This is a genomic window from Acetobacteroides hydrogenigenes (assembly GCF_004340205.1).
Lineage (GTDB): Bacteria > Bacteroidota > Bacteroidia > Bacteroidales > ZOR0009 > Acetobacteroides > Acetobacteroides hydrogenigenes.
The window spans coordinates 59,165-78,571 of record NZ_SLWB01000006.1; the positions used below are offsets into that span (position 1 = coordinate 59,165).

Consider the following 19,407-nt stretch of genomic DNA (forward strand, 5'->3'; position numbering starts at 1 on the left):
GTGATAACCATTAAGAGCCTAATGAAAATAATTATTTCGAGAAAAAGGTTGAAGGAGTCAACACTTTTTTCGTCCATCTATTGCACAAACCGGTAAACATCCTATATTTGCTTAAATTCTTTAAACAAATATCAATAATGAAAAACCTACTGACCTTAACCTTTGCACTTTTGTCCTTTGTATCGTATGGACAAGACACCACCTACTACGATTTGAAAAACAGAAAAGTTAAATCGCTCAATGAAGCGCATTACTATTCCGTTTCACTGAAATCAGATAATAATAGGCAACAAAACAAAAAGACTTACTTTAAATCTAGCAAAATTCGTTCAGAAAAAAGATCAGACAAAAAGGCCTCTTACTATGCCGAATGGTATGAAAATGGGCAACTTCGCAGAGCAGACACCACCAATAGCAAAGGAGATTTCAACGGACAAGTATTATCCTATTGGGAGAATGGCGTATTGAAACGTAATGATTTTTTCAAAAAAGGAAAGCTTATAAAGGGCTCTTGCTACGATAAAGAAGGCAAAGAGATAGAACACTACGACTACGAAGTTATGCCTTGTTTTCCAGGGGGGAAAGATATGTTGATGAAGTATCTGGCATCTGAGACAAAATATCCTAACATCTGTGTAGAACGAGGAATCCAAGGAACAGTATACGTTACTTTTACTATAAATACAGAAGGATATGTTTCCGATATAAAAATAGACAAATGCGTTGACCCCTCACTTGATGCTGAAGCCCTAAGGGTTGCCTACAAAATGCCGAAATGGAATCCAGGTCTATTTGAAGGCGAACCAGTAAACGTTCAATACACTATGCCAATAAAATTTTCTTTACAGAACTCTACAACCTATATGAGATAGAACTTAAAGATAGCTATTTAGATTTTAGACACCCTTAAACACAATGGGTTAAAGTATTTTCCTTACACCCTTTGTGATAACCTTTGAGAATTTTGTGATACCCCCCCTGTGATCTCTGTGCCTCGGAGTCTCTGTGTTGAAAGAGACTAAAACCCATGCAAATTAATATCGTCGGTATAGGTGAAGTTTACCCACCTGCCCATCTTCTTTTGGATTACCTTGAAGTGGTGCCTATCCTCCTCGCACACCAAGGAGATGGCGGTTCCGGGGGCTTCGGCACGTCCGGTACGCCCAATACGGTGGATGTAGTCCTTTGGCGAGCGGGGCAGCTCGTAGTTAATCACGTAGGGAAGGAATTCGATGTCGATACCGCGCGAGGCAAGGTCGGTAGCCACCAATGCGGTAATGCGTCCCGCCTTGAAGTCGGCTAAAGCCTGCGTTCGGGCGCCCTGGCTCTTCTTGCCATGCAGCGCAGCCGCCTTAATACCGTTCTGCCGTAGCTTTACAACTACCGCGTCGGCACGAATGGTTTCGGAGACGAAGATGAGCACCTGCTCCATGTTCTCTTGATCAATAAGGTAACGGAGCAGCGGTCCTTTTCGCTCGGGTGTTACGTAGTAGGCCAGCTGGGTGATGTTGTCGAGGTTTTGCTCCTCAGCCTCCACCTTTACCACAACAGGATCGTGCAGCAGAATATCGTTGAGCATGGTAACATCCTTGCTTAGCGTTGCCGAGAAGAGCAGGTTCTGACGCTTAACAGGCAACAGCTTAAAGATGTCGGCCATCTCATCACGAAAGCCAAGGTTGAGCATCTTATCTGCCTCGTCGAGCACCAACATCTGCACCTCTGATAGGCTTACCGCATTCGAATCTACCAAGTCGAGTAGACGGCCTGGTGTTGCTACCAGTATCTCCACCCCCTGCATCTTTATCATCTGCGGGTTGATGGATACACCACCGTATACAGCCAAACTCTTGATACGCTCGGGGAGTCCATCGCCAAAGAGGCGAAACACCTCCTCCACCTGAATAGCCAACTCGCGAGTAGGCACCAGCACCAGCGTACGAACATGACGGTTCTTTGATGGTGCAGTCCTTCGCATCATCTCCAGAATGGGAAGAACGAAACTGGCCGTTTTCCCTGAACCCGTTTGGGCGATACCCAGCATATCTCGTCCCTGCAGCACAACAGGGATTGCCTGTTTCTGAATGGGGTAAGTTTTTGAGTAGTTCTGCTGAGCTAGCGCTTTGAGCAATGGTTCGGATAGTCCGAGGGAGGTAAAGGGCATATATGAGCTTTTAAATGAGATTGTGCCAAACTAAACGGCTGGCAAATATAGCAATCCCATATAATAAATAAGAAGTTAAACGAAAGAGATGGAGTTAGACGAAGTTAAAGAAATGCATATCAATATCGTTTAGATATGCACATCGCTCAATCAAGGCTGTCATGCCGGGCTTGTCCTTGTCCCGGCATCTAAATTAGAATCCAATAGATTCTAAAAATTTTGGAAGATTTCTCAGATTAACTACGCTTCGCTCGGTTCCGTAACAAGCACAAGATGATACTCCGAGGGGAACTTTCACCTTATGTAAACAACATCGAAATACATATTATCAAAACACATCGTATTTTTTGTGAAGCACTTTGACACCTTTGAAGTTAAGTCATCTCAAACAGTATTTTATTTATATCTTTGGCCACAACCACTCGTAAATGCGCACTTTACTAATGGGTAAGGATACGCAGCTAACTACTAATATTACTCAAACACTTATTTCGAATGAGAAAGAGACTACTTGTTGCCTTTGGAGCACTACTGATGCTGGCAAGCGCTAGCGCAGCACCCAAAGCAAATAACGAGAGCGCCAAGTTGAATCAGCAAATTAACCAGCAGCTGATGGCTCGTCAGAAGCAGTTTAAGGGAAAGGTTCCCGAACTGCTCACCTACGTAAACGGCAAGCTACCCAAGCAGGAAGCTGAAGCAATGAAGTTCCTAGTAGCCTATATGCCGCTTAGCGACATCACCATGCACAGTGGCAAGTACGTTCATGCACAGGTAAAATCCAGCCTCGAGGCACGCAGCTTCTTCAGCTGGGGCAAAACAATTCCAGACAACATCTTCCGCCACTTCGTACTTCCCTACCGCATCAACAATGAATATACAGATACGGCTCGTCAGGTATTTTTCCATGAACTTAAGAATCGAATTAAGGGAATGAACATGCACGATGCTGCCCTCGAGGTAAACCACTGGTGCCACGAGAAGGTTACTTACCGCAGCACCGACGAGCGCACCTCTGGTCCGCTTACCGCTGTTCGCACCGCCTTTGGGCGTTGCGGCGAGGAGAGCACCTTTGCCGTTGCCGCCCTTCGCGCAGTAGGCATTCCTGCACGTCAGGTATACACCCCACGTTGGGCGCACACCGACGACAACCACGCCTGGGTAGAAGTTTGGATTGATGGACAATGGCACTTTATGGGAGCCTGCGAACCTGAGTCTGACCTCGATTTAGGATGGTTTGCTGGTCCAGCCAAACGAGCAATGATGACCCATACCGTTGCTTTTGGAAAGTATAAAGGCCCAGAAGAGGTCCTTGAGGCTGATCCGCTATTTACCCGTATCAACCTACTAAAGAACTACACCAATACCCGCAAGGTGGACGTATTGGTGGTTAACGCTGCCGGGAAACCAGAAAAGGGCGCTAAGGTGGAGTTCATGGTGTACAACTACGCCGAGTTCTACCCCATTGCCACCAAGTACAGCAGCGTACAAGGAACCAGCTCTGCCATCACCGGATATGGCGATCTTATCGTTTGGGCATCCAAGGGTGGCCGCTACGGATTTACTAAGGTTAAGGCCACCAGCAACGGTGTGCAAAAAGTAGTGATTGCTGAACCAAATAAGTCCAACCGTACCGAGCTGCTGGAGTTAACCCCTCCTATTGCGCTATCGGTACCTGCAGCTAATGCCGAGAAGGCAGCCCTCAACAACAAGCGCCTGCACATAGAGGATAGCATCCGCAACAGCTACGTTGCCACCTTTATCGATTCGGCTTCTGTGGCACGCTTGGCAACCAGCAAGGGGCTTGCTCCTGCTGATATCCACACCTTCTTTATTCAAAGCCGTGGCAACTGGCGCGAGCTTAAGCAGTTTGTAGAGGGATTAAACAGCAACAACCTACATGCAGGAATCGCCATCCTAAAATCGCTATCCGAAAAGGATTTTCACGATTTCACAGCAGCTATCCTCAACAACCACCTTGCCAGCCTAAGCAACGTTGCTCCTGCATCGGACATCGTAGAGAAGTTTGTTTGGGGCGTACGCGTAGGTCGCGAGTGGATTACCCCATGGCGCAGTTTCCTAAAGCAGCAGCTACCAGCCAGCCTTCAACAGCAAATCCGTAGCAACCCAATAGCTGCTGCCGAGTGGATTAAGAAGGAGGTAGCGCTCGATACCGTATCGAACTACTACAACGTTCCGCTTAGCCCCGAGGCTGTATTCAACCACCGCGTGGCCGACCGCTACTCGCGCAACCTACTTTTCGTTACCATCTGTAGAACGCTGGATATCCCTGCCCGCTTCGAGCCTGCTACCCGTACTCCACAGTACTACAGCAACGGTGCTTGGGTAGATGTACAGTTCGAGGCATCGCGCCCAGCAACTACTGCCAGAGGAACGCTGACGCTTACCAACCCATCGAAGGATAAGTCGTTTACACCACAATACTACCCTAACTACACCATCGCTAAGCTAGAGAACGGACAGTTTACCACACTTGACTACGAAGGATCGTCAGAGGTGGCCACCTTCCCTGCTACGCTTAGCCTGGAGCCAGGCTTCTACCGCGTGATGACCGGCAACCGCGCCAACGATGGTTCGGTATTCTGCAATATCCGCTACTTCAACATCACCGCAAATAGCAAGGAAGAATGCCCTATCGAAATTCGTCCTATCGTACTTGGCGATCAGGTATTGGGCAAGGCTAACATGGAGGCCACCTTCAGCACGTTAACCAAGCCATCGAGCAACCACAAGCTGGCCGACTTCCAATCGGACAAGGGTGTAGTGGTAGCCGTAATCGATCCCGACAAGGAGCCTACTAAGCACCTTATCGAGGATATGAAGGCTGTTAAGGATCGCCTAGACAAATGGGGAGGAACCATTATCCTTACCGTTCGAAGCGGTCGCCTAATCCCAGGATTCAACCCGGCCAACTACTTAGGTCTACCTAAGAATGTGGTTTGGGGATACGATGCTTCGGGCGATGTTGGCAATGCCATCGACCTTATGTGCGGTAACAACGGTGGTGCACAGGCCCCACAGGTATCGGTAATCAACGCCAAAGGCGAGATCGTTTACTATTCCGAAGGATACAGCATCGCCCTAGGCGAAACTATTCTGAAGAACGTAACACGATAGGCCAAAAGCCATCATGACTAATGTATCACGACACACGTATCAAGTATCACGAAACTTACGCCAACTATTCTTGGTGATAATATCACGAATTATTGTTATTCAGTATTCGTGATACGTGCGTCGTGATTCGTGATACATACTAATAAAAACACAAACAGAATGACATTAGAGATATGCTCGGGCTCGGTGCAGAGCGCCATTAACGCGCAGGCAGCCGGAGCCCAACGTGTAGAGCTATGCGAAGGTCTTGTACTAGGGGGCACTACCCCATCGTACGGAACTATTGCCCTTACTCGTAAGAACCTAAGCATCGACGTAAACGTGCTTATTCGTCCCCGTTCGGGCGACTTCCTTTATACCGATGTGGAGTTTGAAACCATTAAGGAGGACATCCGCATGGTTAAGCAGCTAGGCTGCAACGGCGTGGTGTGCGGCATACTACATGCCGATGGAAGCATCGATGTGGAGCGCACCCGCGAACTGGTGGAGCTGGCACGTCCGCTATCGTTCACCTTCCACCGCGCCTTCGATAGGGCCTCCGATCCTGTTAAGGCATTAGAGGATGTGATTGCCACCGGAGCCGACCGTATTCTAACCTCGGGACAGCAAGCCAAGGCCATCGATGGCGCACCGCTGCTTAAGCAGCTGGTGGAGCAAGCCAACGGTCGCATCATCATCATGCCAGGCAGTGGGGTAAATGCCGGCAACATCGCCGAACTGATGAAGACCGGAGCAACGGAGTTCCACTGCAGCGGTCAGCAGCCCTTTGCCAGCAAGATGGCCTTCGTTCGCGAGGAAGTACCCATGAGCTCTCCCCTACCCGACGAGAACCTCATCTTCGAGTCGAACGTACAGGTAATAAAGGAGGTTGTTCGCAACATGCAATCGTAGATACGGATTTAATATACCGCAAGCCCCATCGCCATTATTGACGATGGGGCTTGCTTGTTTTTAAAAAGATCAGTGGCTATAAAGAAATCACAAAAGGTATTATGGATATGGTTATGCCAGCCTCCAAGGTAAGTTATACCTATCTTCAACATCGGTATAACCTATCACATCTACTAGTTAAACCGACCTTTATGATGGGTTTAACCATCATCCCCTACCACCGGTTAACCTACCTCCTAGATAGGTTTAACCCATCTTCAACGTGGGTATAACCTATCACCTTCAATAGTTTCACCCACCTCAGAGATAGGTTATCCCTCTCTAGGTACTGGTTATACCCACATCTGGGATAGGTTACAGCCATCTATGACATAGGTTCTGTAGCACCAGAATAATTCATATTCCCAATAAAAACATCTGTAACACAAAGAAGAGACGGGTTTAAACCCGTTTCTTCTTTATTATTTTGCCGTTTCCCTCTCCTGCTTTACCTTGGCAATAACCCAATTCAATTCGGGATCATTTCCCTTCAAGGCATCGTCGAGGGTTGGGGTGATGGCGATATCGGGAATAATTCCACGCCCATCTGGCTCTGTTTGGTGCTCGGGGCGCATGCAGAACAGGCCAATGCGCGCCTTTAACTTGGAGTTGGGCAGTTCGAAGAGCGGCATCCTTCCGGCAACCGTTCCGTTGAAGGCTCCTCCGGTCTCCTCGCCAACGAAGGTTGCCCGCTTAGAGCCCTTAAGGTTAGAGGATATGATGCACGAGGCCGAGAAGCTTCCCCCGTTAATCAGCACGTAAACCTGCCCCCTGAAGCGTGGGTCCTTGGCTTTGTTGACCGTCTTTCCTAAGCGGAGGTAGTACTTGCCATCGGCGCCCTTACTTAAATGGGATAGCGCGTAGGTGGCATAAATAGGGTAAAATGGAAGGATGAAAAGGTCGACCAAAATCGGACTGCCCTTAAATATGGAGGTAACAAGGACGCTCTTGGGCGAGGTTACCTCCATCTTCTTGAGGAAGGCGAAGTTGGTATCGGCCAGATACGAGTACAGGTTACGAACCTCCGCCTCGCGGCCTCCTGGGTTATTCCTCAGGTCGATAATCAGGGTCTTCACCTTAAGCGAGTCGAGCGTTTTGAACGATTTACGGTAGAACTTCTCGTACTGCCCACCCGAAAAGTCGTTCAGCTTCATGATGGCGATGCTGCTATCCTTCTCGTAGAAGGAGAGGTTCTTGCTGTAGATCTTTTCGTCGCTGTTGTAGCCGAGCAGCACGCGCCGCCTCTTCTCGCTGCGGGCGCTATCGCGCTGCGCTGCCGTAAGCTTCACCTTAGGAGCCTTTACCTTGGTATTGCTCTTAGCAGTATCCTTAGGCATGGTACGCTTAAGCAGCACCGTGCGTAGGGTATCGTTGTAGCGCAGCTGGCAGGTTAGGCTATCGGTAAAGTCGAAATCGCGGTAGAAGTATCGAGCAAAGCGGTTGCCCAGCATCTTATCCCTGAAGGTGGTTACGTAGCCATCAGCCGTTAGCGTACTTCGGTACTTGTCGAGCAGCTGCTGAGCGGTAATGCCATTAACGGCCACCACTTCGGTTCCAGGTAGAATATCCTTATTCCACGAATCATTCTTGATGATGTAAAGCCGGTTGTCGAATATCCCAAACTTCAGCTTGGCGAATGGCGTAGCGCCAAACTTTTCGACATTTAGGCTATCCCAATCCTTTCTTTTAAAAGCCCTATTAAGCGGGATTAGCTGCGTATGCCCCTCCTTTATGCTCGACACCACCGGCGCCACCTTGTAGTAGAACTCCTGGCTGGTCATTGGTTCGGTGATCGAAGATTTCAGGCTATCGAACTTGTAGTCGAGCTCCTTTTTGCTGATGTACCAGTAGAGCTGGGGATGGTAAGCCTGCAGCTTACGGTATAGGTAGTCGACATCCTCCTGTAGATCCTTGGGGCTCTTTGTTTCGGCAAGCTTACGGTTGTACTGCTTTACGGAGGTGCAGCCGCCAAGAACAAGAAGGCATAGAAAGGCTAGAATTTGTTTGGTCATATCGGATTGATCAATAAGTTAGGGTAATCTGTTGCAAATGTATTTTTTTTAGGAACACCATGTAACAAATCTGGCCATATCGCTACCTACTGTATGAGTTCAACCAATAGGAAGAAGATGAACAGGACTTGCACGGCGACACTCGTAGCCCTTACAGCGATAGTCGCCACAAAGGATTCAGCAGAAGAACGGCATCCCGGTATAGAAGGAGCCAAAAGCCTAACCGAAGAGGTACTCCCTCCGTGGCGAACAGAACAGGAACACCCCCTGCGCTATCCGGCACACGAAGGTGGAAATCATCAAGGCTTACCGCGCAATATCAATAAAAATGCCGAATATTGGCTACCAGAGTTGCTCTATGCAAACCATTAGAAAACACATAAATCAACGAAGCACTAAAAACAAGCATCTTGAAGGCAAAGGAGCAGAAATTCCTAGCGCTAGTAGAACAGCATAAAGGGATAATTTACAAGATTTCCAAGACCTACGTTGCCACTCCCGACGAGCAGAAGGATCTCGTGCAGGAGATCATCATTCAGCTATGGAAATCGTACGACACCTTTAAGCAGCAAAGCCAGTTCTCTACCTGGATGTACCGTGTGGCCCTTAATACGGCCATTACCAACATCCGGCAGAACAAGAAGCGGCCCGACTGCATACGATCGCATCCCGAGATCGATATTGCCGACTGCGATCAGTCAGCCGAAAAGGAAGACCAGCTAGCCCACTTCTACCAGGCGGTGCAGGAGCTCTCGCCCATCGAGAAGGCGCTCATCTTCCTCTTCCTCGAAGGACGATCGCACAAGGAAATAGGGCAAGACCTAGGCATATCGGAGGGAAATGCCCGCGTAAGGCTAAACAGAACAAAGGAGAAGCTACAACTAATTATTAAAAAGAACGGCTATGAATTTTGACGAGATTAAATCGGCATGGGACAACGAATCGGGAAACGAAATGGAAATTCCCCAAAGCGTTAAACTGCTACGAAAGGCTCAGCACCCAATTGAGCAAATACGCCGCAACATGCGAAACGAGTTCTACTCGCAGCTCGCAGCAATGGCCTTTTTCGGCTTCATCCCCCAAATCTTTCAGATGAACGAAAACCTCTACCTTGCCTTCTACCTGCTCTATGCGGTTATGGTTGCCATATCCATTTACTACCTAGCAAAGTTTTACAACTTCTTCCGGCATACAAGTAATATAGAACTGAACACCAAGGACAGCCTCTACGAGCTGTACTACGAGTTAAGGCTTAATATGGAAATGTACAAATCGTTCACCTTTATTATAACCCCATTTGCCATAGCCATAATGCTTATGGCCAGCTACCAGAGCAGCTACGTCGCCCATAACATCAGCAAATTCGGAGTAAGCTCTACGACGATTCTTCCCCTGGCCACCCTCCTAATTCTGATAATGTTCTTTATTGGTTATGGTGCTCACTGGTGGGTAAACCACTTCTACGGCGCCTACGGCAAAGTTCTTAAAGCACTAATCGACGAGATGAAGGAGGAGTAGCCTACCGAGCAAGCAAATGGAGAACTATTTTTTTTAGGGTTTGCTGTAACTTATCCCAAGGCAGTACGTCTTATATGAAAACTTACACAAATATTACCCCTATGAAAATAGTTAAACTTGCAGCAGTTATAGCCCTTACCGCTGCTACACTTTTTGCCAATGCTCAAATCTTCTCGAGAGGAATTGTTGGAAACGGCGAAATGGGCAAGCGAGTTTTTAAGCTCTCCAGCTTCAAGAACGTTTCAGTATCGTCAGGCATCGATCTTTACCTCGATCCATCGGGTAAAAACCAGGCCGAACTGGTAACCGACAAGAATGTTATCAGCGCAGTAGAGGTTATACAGGAGGGCAACACCCTTATCTTCAAGTTAAAAGAAGGCATTCGCAAAACAACCAAGGGCATCAAGATATACCTTTCATACAAGACGCTTGAGGGAATTAAAGCATCTGGTGGTAGCGATGTTTACACGAAAGATAATACCGCCATCAAGGGCCAATCGCTAAGCATTGAGGCTAGCGGTGGAGCAGATATTCGTCTCACCATCGACGTTGAATCGCTTAAGTGCGAAACATCAGGAGGTAGCGATACCTACCTAAAAGGATCGGCAAACTTTGCCACCTTCGACTGCAGCGGTGGTAGCGACGTAAAAGCAAAAGAGCTGGCGACCCAAACATGCAGCATCGAATCGTCGGGTGGTTCGGATGCCATAGTTACTGCAACCAAATCAGTTAAAATAGACGCTTCCGGAGCCTCGGATGTAACCTACTACGGAAACCCTAAAAGCATTTCGGTTTCGAAATCGGGAGCCTCTGACGTGTACAGGAAATAAAAGAATTAGCCAACCCTCATAATCAGCAGAAAAAAGGCCACCAACCTGATAGAACAGGAAGGTGGCCTTTTTGTATTGCCATTTCAAAGACTCCAAACGATGCTAAATACTCTACACCATTTCCTCTTCGGGAATTGGGACACCCTCCTTTTCGCATATTGCCTTTAACCTATTCACCGACCAATCCTGGCGGTAATCGTAGAAGCAACCAAAGGAGCGCTTAAGCAACCCCACAAGGTAAAGCGTATCGGCATCGTAGTCTTCTTTAGCAAGCGCCTCAACCCTATCCCAATCCTTAAACACCAGCTTAAGGGTTACAAATACCGATGGGTCGATGTGGCCAAGAGCCACGCTGCTAATCCCATCGTTAAGGATAATCTTTCGGGCGCGGTTGATATGGCGCTCTCCCACATCGTTCAAAACCTGCAGATACTTCTCGAAGAGGATGTATTCGTCGAGCAGAAAGACAACCTCTTCGGCACTCATCTCGCGCCAAAAGCTGGTAGGATGCTGTAACCGTATAAACCGACCAAGCATAAACGATCCGGCCAAGTACCCGCTTAGCTGCCGATCCTGGCATACCCTAATAACCTTTTTAAAGAAGCGCACCTTTCTATCGGTGGTATACAAGTCGTAAATCATGTACTGATCCTGATGGGTTCCCAGCTCGCTTTTCAGAATCTGCTCAACATAAAGATCCTCGTTCGCATCGAACCAGCAGCAAACCAGCGGAGAGGCCTTCTCGTGGTTCTTCTGCAAGTCGATGCGGATAATCTTTGTCAGATCGCTTAACGTGGTGATCTCGTTATGGTCGAGCGAACGAACTATCGATTGGTACTTACGGTAGGCCACCTCCATATTAACAAAAACGCGCTCCTCCTTTGCTTGCATATCCAAATGATTCCCCTCCAAAAACTTCTGAAAACGCGCCGGAGCATAGCTTGCCTTGCCAATAAGAATCATCTGGTGCTTGCTCGAAAGGGTTATCCAGTCGCCCTCGTTTAGGGCTACCCCGTCCTTATTTACTAGCGACTGGCTTAGCAGCGTTACGTTGTACTTGTTGAGGTTGATAAAGGCCGGAACGCCGTATCCCAGGCACGAAGTTACCACATGTACCGCTGCCGGGGTAAGGCTTATTATGGCATCGAGCTCGCAAAGTATAATGGTATCCGAAGGAACGTAGGTCTCCTTGCACAGGCAAACCCTTTCGCCGTTCCGCTTTGCCTCCAGCGCCTTTGCCGTAGAGAAGAATATGCGAGCGGTAACGGCCGATCGAGGGAGAACGGAGATACCGCCACAAAAGAAGGTAAGCTCGTTTATCGATTTATCATCAATGCGCTCCGAGAAGATCTGCTTCAGATGGTAGGGCTGCACCAGCTTAATTGCCCGTTCGCCCGATATCACCCGCTTCTCGTACATATCGATGGCCGAAAGCAGCGTCGAACGCCCCGTAAGCTCCGAAGCATTCAGCTGTAGTATGGCAAAAAGGTGCGCATTCTTACGCGTCTCGGCAGCAAACTCGATGGTAACGGGCGACTCCAGCAGCTTCTCAAGGTTAGGAAGGCAAGGCTCAAAGTGGTAGATTGCCGGAAAGGTATCCTTAACCTCCGCCCTATCGAAGAACTCGGTGTCGTTACGGTCGATGGTGCCGGTCATGATATCATCGCCAAACATGTTACGAACGCTCTCGATCTGCCGTCCGAGACCAGTACGCGAGTGGCGGCTGTAGAGCACCCCTGGGTACGAATCGTCGTTACGGATGGTCCACACCATCTTTTGCATGATGATGGAAGGATAGGAAATATCGCCCTTCTTAAGCGTGTACACCAGGTCCTGATTCTTGATAAAGAAGTCGTACATGCTATCAACAAAGAAGCAGATCTGGGCAAAGGCATCGGTAAGAATTTCCTGGTTAACCCTCCCTATCTCATCAACCAGAATGGCGATTCGCTCCTCGATATCGGCAACCGAAACAAACGTTGTAATAGGCTGACAGATCTCACTACCAGCATCCTCAGGAAACAGAATGCGGTAAATAGTTTGCAGGTTGTTGATGTATATTTTCCCAGCAACCTTTGCCCCATACTTCACCTTAAGGGCTCCATAAGCCGTAGCATTTATTCCGGCATTCAGGTAGGTGGGCAAAAAGCCCGGTATGTAGAACGATGTTGCCGAGCGCATGGCAAAAACCAGCGGGTTGTTGCTGTCGCCAAGGCGCGTTTGCGTCATCTTCTCTAGATTATCGATGGCGCTCCTTATGTGGACTTTCTTTTCGTCTTCGTTTAAGAAGAAAGCGCTCGACGTAAGCACACAGAAGTCGGGAACCGGATAAAGCTGCTGTATTAGGTCGAGAAGAATTGCCCCCTTTTGGCTGATATGATTGTCGGTATACCTATTTGCGGTAGACGATGGAACCACGTAGCCGTTTTCGACAAATGTAATCCGGCTAATCTGCTCCTGCTTTTCGCGCAGATACCGCAAGCGCGATGCGTAAACAATTACCCTAGATTCCTCGTTGCCTTCGTTAGAACGAAGGAGATGCCACAGGTGCTCGCGTCCCTTGTCCTTATCCTTTTGGCAAAGAAAGGTAAGATCGAAAAAGTGGGCCGCAATTGTTTTAGGCTTCGAGTCGGCCTCTTCGATGTACTCTATTTCGGGTTGCAGGTAGCCGCTATTCGATATTGTATTCCCCGTACAATCGCCATCCTGAACGAAATGTCGAATGGTGTTAAAGTTGGAGTAGCTCGATCGTACAATGTAGTCGTGTATACAGCTAAAGCTCATGACAGCAGGTTTAGTTATGGTTTAACATCGTCTGCTGCTCTCTTCTTGTAATAAAATGGTTATATCCTGAAGATAATACTTACCGAACAAATCAGAGCCTTCGACACCTAACGCTCTGAACTTCGACCCAAAGATCACACTTTTCGCCCAATTGCCGATCAAGCGCTACGTTAAAAGGAATGGGAACAAACAGATTCTGCTACATATCCTACTTTCTACCTTTAGACGTTATGCTAGAAAAACCAGCGTTAAGGTGCATAACGAATACCAGCCCAAGGCGTTGCCTTGGGCTGGTATTCGAACAAATGATCTGCGCCATGTAAGGGCAATAAGCATGCACGAACGCTATTGCGTGGTTTTGACATGCTGCCACCTCGTGGCGAAAGGAAAAGGTTAGTCCTTAACTAAAAGTTAAACCCATACCCTACCGAAAAGTATAGTGGTGCCACTTTAAAAACGCCTATAGTTTCAACCTGTAGTGCCTCAGAGTGGTACTCCTGCTTGTACTCGCGTTTGCCGTACTGGTAACCTGCGCTTATAAGTACGCTATGCCTATTTTGCCTACCAATAAATCGAACATACCTGATGCCTCCCCCAAGTAAAGGTGCGGCAGCATTGTAGTAGCTATTATTTGGAATGTAAACACCAGCTACTGCATTAAGGGCTACGACGTTTTTCTCGGTTGAAAAAGCGGACACCCCCACCCTTACGCCTGCCAAAAAATCATCAAAACGGCTGTTGATGTCCTGATTTCCTATGCCTACAAACGCCTCGCCCCACATGTTATGGAATAGCAGATTACGCTGATAGCCCAGCTCTAGCTGGTTATATGAGAATTGAAGCGAGAGCTGATTCATCTTTTGGGCCTTTGCCCCAAATGCTAATAGTAGCATAAATACTAGTCCGAATACCCTTCTTTTCATCTAATTCTTAGTTTATAGTTAGCGTGATTCTTTTGACAATAGATTTTGCGGAGGTTAGCTTCTCCATATCTTCATAAATCTTACCATCTGTACCATCCGGACTACTATGCCCTACAAGCGTTAGCTCCACTTGTTTTGTTTCGGGGTAAACGGTAGCAGCGTAAACCACTGCAGGTTGTCCGCTTCCCATCTTACCCCCCGAATAGCCATCCGTCCCATTCTTTGCATTTTCGGGAAAGAAGCTATTAAAATCAACCGAGTGGTTGAACTCGGCTTTTACAACAAATGGTTTTTCGAGATTTAAAGGATGTACCCTAATTGTTTTACTAGCCTTAGGAGTTGCCCCGGTTATTCCATCTACTAGAGGATTCTCCTTTGTAGGCAACAGCAACCCATCTTCATAAACGCATCCTCGTTGGTAACACCAGTAAGGAAGAGCCTCTTTTCGTCGGTTGCCATTATTCGACAGCCAGCCTTCGGTAGCAATCTTATAGGTTACAAATACAGTAGAGAGGTAGCGACCTTCCGTATCTTCGATCCATACGGCAAACTGTGGCGGATTCTTTTTGGTTAAGCCAAGGAATAGAGGAAAGTCGTGCAACCAGCCATCTCCGGCTTCAATATCAATTTTAACATCCCCCTGTGTAAAGGAGAGCTCCTCTTTTTGGCACGAGCTAAGCAGTAAAACGCAAGCAAAAGCCCAAAAATTCAGTGAAATCATTCTCATTTCGCATTTACTTTTGTTGCAAAGTACCGCAGAACAAAAACGATTTCTTTTGACAAATATCAAAAAAGCTACTTTATGGCCTTCCGCATTCGGCTTAGGGTTTCCTTGGTGATTCCGAGATACGAAGCGATATACTGTAAGGGTATTGTATTCACATAGTCGGGATTCCTCTCCATAAGCCGCTTATACCGCATCTCGGCCGATTGATTTAGCAGCAGGAACAGGTGCTCTTCGGATGCTATTGCAACGGCTTCGGCCACCATGCGACCTAACCGCTCGATGGAGGGATAGCTAAGGTAGAGACCGTAAAGGTCGTCCCTAGAAAATTCCAAAACTTCCATATCAACCATTGCCTGCACATTCACAAACGATGGTTTTGCAGTAATGAAGCTGGTGTACGAGGTTATAAAGCATGGGCCAAAGTAGAAATCGCTGGTAATCTCATTCCCATTTAGGTCGAGGTGGTAAAAGCGGAAATAGCCACGATTAACGAATAGCGCCTTTGTACATACCTTCCCGACTTCGGCAAAGCACTCCTTTTTGGAGAGCACTCTAACGGACGAGATGCCCTCCAATGCTCTTGCCTCTTCATCAGTAAGCTCAATAAATTGGCCTACGTATTCGGTTAACGCCTTTCTTAACATACTTCCTTACTCTTTACGGCTCCCATATAACTTTTTGACTTATTAGCCCCCACTTATCGGGTTTTATCCAGGGTTTCGCTTTTAAAATAGATGAAGTTAGACGAAGCTACAGGACGTTACATGGAATTAAAAGAATGGCTTGCACCAACCTTAGAACCCAGTATTTCGATTATAATATGGCAAAAATTGAGCGTAAGCCCTTCTTTTAACTTCGTCCATCTTCATCTAACTTCGTTTAGCTTCTACTCGAGGCAACCTCGAAAGTTAAAGGCGAAATCTCTGAGGTTTTATCTTTGTTTTTGTCCCAACTTCTCAACTTTGTTTATCCAGGCTTGTCGCTTTTCGTCATTCGACATTTTTATTGGACCTAATGCCGTAATCTTAACGGGTTTGATTCCGCAGAACTCCAATATCCCCTTTTTCATTGAATTGTGACCAGGGCTTTTATACATCAGCCAATAGTACCATTTGGGCGTATCCATTGTTACAATTAGCCGTGCAGATTTACCCTTCAGTAACTTATCCCAAAGCAGGGAGTTCTCGCGATATTTAAAGGCAAACTTTGGTAGAAATACTCTATCAATAAATCCCTTTAATAGCGCAGGATAGGTTCCCCACCATGTAGGATAAACAAATACCAAATGATCGGAATCTAAAATATCCTGTTGAACTTTTAGTAAATCAGGCTCTAGCTCGGTACGCTTTCTGTACCCGTAATGCAGATTCAAATCAAAATCTAAATCGATCAAGTTGACCAGCTTACAATCGGCATTAGTAAGCTCGGCTCCCCTTTTGTAGCTAGCTGCTAAATCGGCACAAAAGCTCTCACTATCGGGATGGCCGTTTACTATTAAAATCTTTTTCATCCGAACAATGCTGTTTTAATGGTTGATAGCAAACTACTTCGACAATTAGAGTATGAACGTGTAGCTTTTGCAAAGCTATTACTTAAAAATCTCCTTATACATTTTTTCGAGTGCAGCGCCATTGGCTTTATTTATCTTTTGCAGCTCCACTTTCATTTTAGCATCACTCTCCTTACGGAGAGCCATCTCTTTTTGCCAAGTACGCCCCGGTTCTATATCACGTAAAAAACGAGAGTTTACGCTATAGCTGAAATATACGTTTTGCCCTGCTTTTACTGCATTCATCTCATAATCGAATGCGGTTAGCAGATCGTTGTAACCAACAGCTCCATTGGCATCAAAGTCTGGTTTTTGAAGATTCTCCGCAACAACCTTTTCGTAGCTATGCCATACGTAGGTTGGCTTTCCACCCTCAAAAGAGAGCCTGTAGAAGCCTTTCTTCGGATTTAGCACATCGCCAATGGCAAAGTTATTGGGGTTTTGATCGGTTGGTGCAGATGGCTTTGTCTTAAAGTTGGATTGGTTAACGCTGGCATAATCGGAAAATTTTACGCCATCGTTCCAGAAACGATATAGCCGATCGAGCACAACCTCGGTTTGCTGGGGAACTCTTTCGATGAACGAAACTCCAAGAACATACTCTTCATGCGACCCCCATGCTATTGGCCCACAATTCTGCAGCTCTTGGATATAGAACCATATCCAGGATGTTTCGGTTAGCTTATACATCAAGCCTCCATTGGGTAGGCGTGTATTCTTGAACATCTTCTTGATGGCTTTTTCATCCATCTGTACCAAGCCTTTTTTGGCAGCAAGCTCCTTAACCACATCAGGTCGGTAGCCCACCCAATCGCGTATCTCGGTAAGGATGCACCTATAGCTGGTTTTGGGAACATTGCCCGGCGCATAGCAATAGTAGGTACCCGGGCCATAGTTCTTGCTCTTAAGGGTATATCCCGGAACATCGGGTGCAAAGCCGCAAACAGGAGTAGGCGCCAGATCGGGTAGCGGCTTATACAACGTAAACGTGCTCTTGCCATAGGTAACCTTCTTTTGAGCCTGTACACCTACTAGCATTAAAATACAGATTGCGGAAAATGTAATCCTTAGATAGCTTGTCATCTTTTTCTACTCCTTTTGCGGTCTTTATTATGCTCTCGACACCTACTTTACTTTACTGAAGATGAACTTGCAGTTATTCGCGTCGGCGCCTGTTCCATGTTTCCAATACCAGGAAATGATGGGTGTGCCGTCATTCGTTTTAAAACCCGAAACATTGATTACCTGATGGAAGTTATTCGGGTCTTCGATAAAACTGGTGGCCTGGCCATCTTCGGACGACCCGGTTTCAATCCACCACAGAAACTCGTTCTTTTGGGCAATAAGGCGGCTTCCGTTCATCGGGGTACCGGATATACCAAGGTATTTGCCATCGGTCGTCTGGATGGTATATAGCTGCATAACCTGTCTATCCTTGTTAAGCAAACTTTTTTTGTAGGTAATTTTAAATTGCTGCTTTTTCCTGCTGTTCAGCTCAACCTTGCCCTCTGCATTGACAAAAAGATGCGGCTGATTTGGCTTTTTCCCAAGCATCGTTTTAATGGTGTAGGCACCATTGTAAACATACGTAGTACCATCGTAATTTCCGTCTTCAAACTTTGCACCGGTAATAAATGCCATCTCATTACGCCAACAAAGGACTTTGTCGCAAAGGATTTTCGCCTGTTCCTTGGTACATTTCGCGGTTGCCGCTTTGTTGCCACCAATAGCGAACTTCGTAATATCTGCTTTGGTAAATTCGCTGCCACCTCCTTCTCGGATATATCTTTTGTCGTAAGCCATTAGCTTAACAAGGAGCTTCGTAAATTCATCGTAGGTAATGCTGCCAGCAGGGTTAAACTTCCCTGTAGGAACAATCCCCCAATAGGCCAGACGCCCCTCTTGAAAATCTTTGGAATCGGTAAAATAATTCCCACCATTAGATTTTATGGCACCCGGCAATGTCGCTTTTAAAGCCCAACTACCATACATACTCCCCATTATATCATTAACAAGCATATCAGCCATTTCCGCACGGGTGATTGGTTTTGACCAGTCGTCTGCCACGCCTTTCCACTCTCCTGTAGTGCCCCGGTATATTCCGTCGTACGACAGCCATTCTTTTGCCCAGGCCGAACATACCATATCCGGTGCCTCTACCTTCATTAGCAGCTCCTTCTTTATATAGTATTCGCCGCCTTTGTACTTAACCTTTGCCCAGTCCCCTTCGATGGCCACAACCTCGTAAACCGCCATTTTGGGCATTTCGCCAATCACCTCGCCATTTGTTGTTGCACGGTAAGGCGTATCGAAATAACCGTTTGTTACTTTCACCACCTTATACAGGGTTGGTTTCGATGCTTTTTGTGCTGCAACAGGGGTAATCCCATACGCCATGCATAACATTAAGAGCATGCTAAAGTATCGGTTCGCTGTGTACCATTTACTGCCGCTTAGCGGCATTTCCTTTTGTTTCTTCATTAGGTATACTATCATTTTAAAGGTTATTCCAACGGACATTTCAAAAAATTGAGCACTCCCCATTCGGCTAAAGCATCTGCACATAGCCGTTAAGCTAAGCGGCAGGCTGCATAATGCCTCTTTACTTCTATGGCATTTGGCCAACAAGCAGCAAAAACAAGCCTAAAAGCAAAATCCGTGTAAAACTAACTATGATTTGTTGGTTTGGGAAATAAGGCAGAAGACAAAAAGTGGACAATAGGAAAAAAATACCAGCTTAGGCTGCCTCGTGTGCTTATTCTATGCCGAGCTAGGTTCACGCCCAATATCCCTGTTAGGCGAAGGCTCCATCCCATAGCCGTCAAGCTAAGGCTTCAA

Annotated in this window: 15 protein-coding genes; 6 read left to right on the plus strand and 9 right to left on the minus strand. The window is 46.9% G+C overall.

The window, feature by feature from the left end; genetic code table 11:
- The first annotated feature begins 137 nt into the window (after window positions 1-137).
- Window positions 138-872, plus strand: a complete 735-nt coding sequence (locus CLV25_RS07665) for an energy transducer TonB (protein WP_131839054.1) — start codon at window positions 138-140, stop codon at window positions 870-872.
- Between the two features lie 146 nt (window positions 873-1,018).
- On the opposite strand, the gene CLV25_RS07670 is transcribed toward CLV25_RS07665, so the two are convergent.
- Window positions 1,019-2,161, minus strand: a complete 1,143-nt coding sequence (locus CLV25_RS07670) for a DEAD/DEAH box helicase (RefSeq protein WP_131839055.1) — start codon at window positions 2,159-2,161, stop codon at window positions 1,019-1,021.
- A gap of 495 nt (window positions 2,162-2,656) precedes the next feature.
- On the opposite strand from CLV25_RS07670, the gene CLV25_RS07675 reads away from it, so the two are divergent.
- On the plus strand, window positions 2,657-5,296 hold the full coding sequence (locus CLV25_RS07675; RefSeq protein ID WP_131839056.1) for a transglutaminase domain-containing protein: 2,640 nt from the start codon (window positions 2,657-2,659) through the stop codon (window positions 5,294-5,296).
- A gap of 159 nt (window positions 5,297-5,455) precedes the next feature.
- A complete protein-coding gene (locus CLV25_RS07680) occupies window positions 5,456-6,187 on the plus strand; it encodes a copper homeostasis protein CutC (RefSeq protein WP_131839057.1) in 732 nt (243 codons plus the stop codon).
- A 461-nt stretch (window positions 6,188-6,648) separates the two neighbouring features.
- On the opposite strand, the gene CLV25_RS07685 is transcribed toward CLV25_RS07680, so the two are convergent.
- Window positions 6,649-8,238 (minus strand): S41 family peptidase, encoded by a 1,590-nt coding sequence (locus CLV25_RS07685; protein ID WP_131839058.1) that lies wholly within the window; start codon window positions 8,236-8,238, stop codon window positions 6,649-6,651.
- A 410-nt stretch (window positions 8,239-8,648) separates the two neighbouring features.
- On the opposite strand from CLV25_RS07685, the gene CLV25_RS07690 reads away from it, so the two are divergent.
- The 3 genes from CLV25_RS07690 to CLV25_RS07700 all read left to right on the plus strand — a co-directional run bounded on the left by CLV25_RS07690 (window position 8,649) and on the right by CLV25_RS07700 (window position 10,586).
- On the plus strand, window positions 8,649-9,152 hold the full coding sequence (locus CLV25_RS07690) for an RNA polymerase sigma factor (RefSeq protein ID WP_131839059.1): 504 nt from the start codon (window positions 8,649-8,651) through the stop codon (window positions 9,150-9,152).
- Window positions 9,142-9,756, plus strand: coding sequence for a hypothetical protein (locus CLV25_RS07695; protein ID WP_131839060.1), 615 nt, complete (start codon window positions 9,142-9,144; stop codon window positions 9,754-9,756). The genes CLV25_RS07690 and CLV25_RS07695 overlap by 11 nt, the downstream gene beginning before the upstream one ends.
- Before the next feature lie 101 nt (window positions 9,757-9,857).
- Window positions 9,858-10,586 carry a head GIN domain-containing protein gene (locus tag CLV25_RS07700; RefSeq protein WP_165877029.1) on the plus strand — a complete coding sequence of 243 codons (729 nt, stop codon included), beginning with the start codon at window positions 9,858-9,860 and terminating at the stop codon, window positions 10,584-10,586.
- 111 nt (window positions 10,587-10,697) lie between these two features.
- On the opposite strand, the gene CLV25_RS07705 is transcribed toward CLV25_RS07700, so the two are convergent.
- From CLV25_RS07705 to CLV25_RS07735, 7 genes are all read right to left on the minus strand, one after another.
- Window positions 10,698-13,370 carry a hypothetical protein gene (locus tag CLV25_RS07705; RefSeq protein WP_131839062.1) on the minus strand — a complete coding sequence of 891 codons (2,673 nt, stop codon included), beginning with the start codon at window positions 13,368-13,370 and terminating at the stop codon, window positions 10,698-10,700.
- A 404-nt stretch (window positions 13,371-13,774) separates the two neighbouring features.
- Entirely contained in the window at window positions 13,775-14,293 is a 519-nt protein-coding gene (locus CLV25_RS07710; RefSeq protein ID WP_131839063.1) for a hypothetical protein, read from the minus strand.
- Window positions 14,294-14,300: 7 nt separating this feature from the next.
- Window positions 14,301-15,020 carry a hypothetical protein gene (locus CLV25_RS07715; RefSeq protein WP_207895605.1) on the minus strand — a complete coding sequence of 240 codons (720 nt, stop codon included), beginning with the start codon at window positions 15,018-15,020 and terminating at the stop codon, window positions 14,301-14,303.
- A 68-nt stretch (window positions 15,021-15,088) separates the two neighbouring features.
- The gene (locus CLV25_RS07720) at window positions 15,089-15,664 is read right to left on the minus strand and encodes a Crp/Fnr family transcriptional regulator (protein ID WP_131839064.1); all 576 of its coding nucleotides are present in this window, start codon (window positions 15,662-15,664) and stop codon (window positions 15,089-15,091) included.
- A gap of 287 nt (window positions 15,665-15,951) precedes the next feature.
- Entirely contained in the window at window positions 15,952-16,530 is a 579-nt protein-coding gene (locus CLV25_RS07725) for an NAD(P)H-dependent oxidoreductase (protein WP_131839065.1), read from the minus strand.
- A gap of 78 nt (window positions 16,531-16,608) precedes the next feature.
- Window positions 16,609-17,607, minus strand: coding sequence for a hypothetical protein (locus tag CLV25_RS07730; RefSeq protein WP_131839066.1), 999 nt, complete (start codon window positions 17,605-17,607; stop codon window positions 16,609-16,611).
- An 87-nt stretch (window positions 17,608-17,694) separates the two neighbouring features.
- Window positions 17,695-19,050: a hypothetical protein gene (locus CLV25_RS07735; protein WP_131839067.1), complete on the minus strand. Its 1,356-nt coding sequence runs from the start codon at window positions 19,048-19,050 to the stop codon at window positions 17,695-17,697.
- Window positions 19,051-19,407 lie beyond the last annotated feature (357 nt).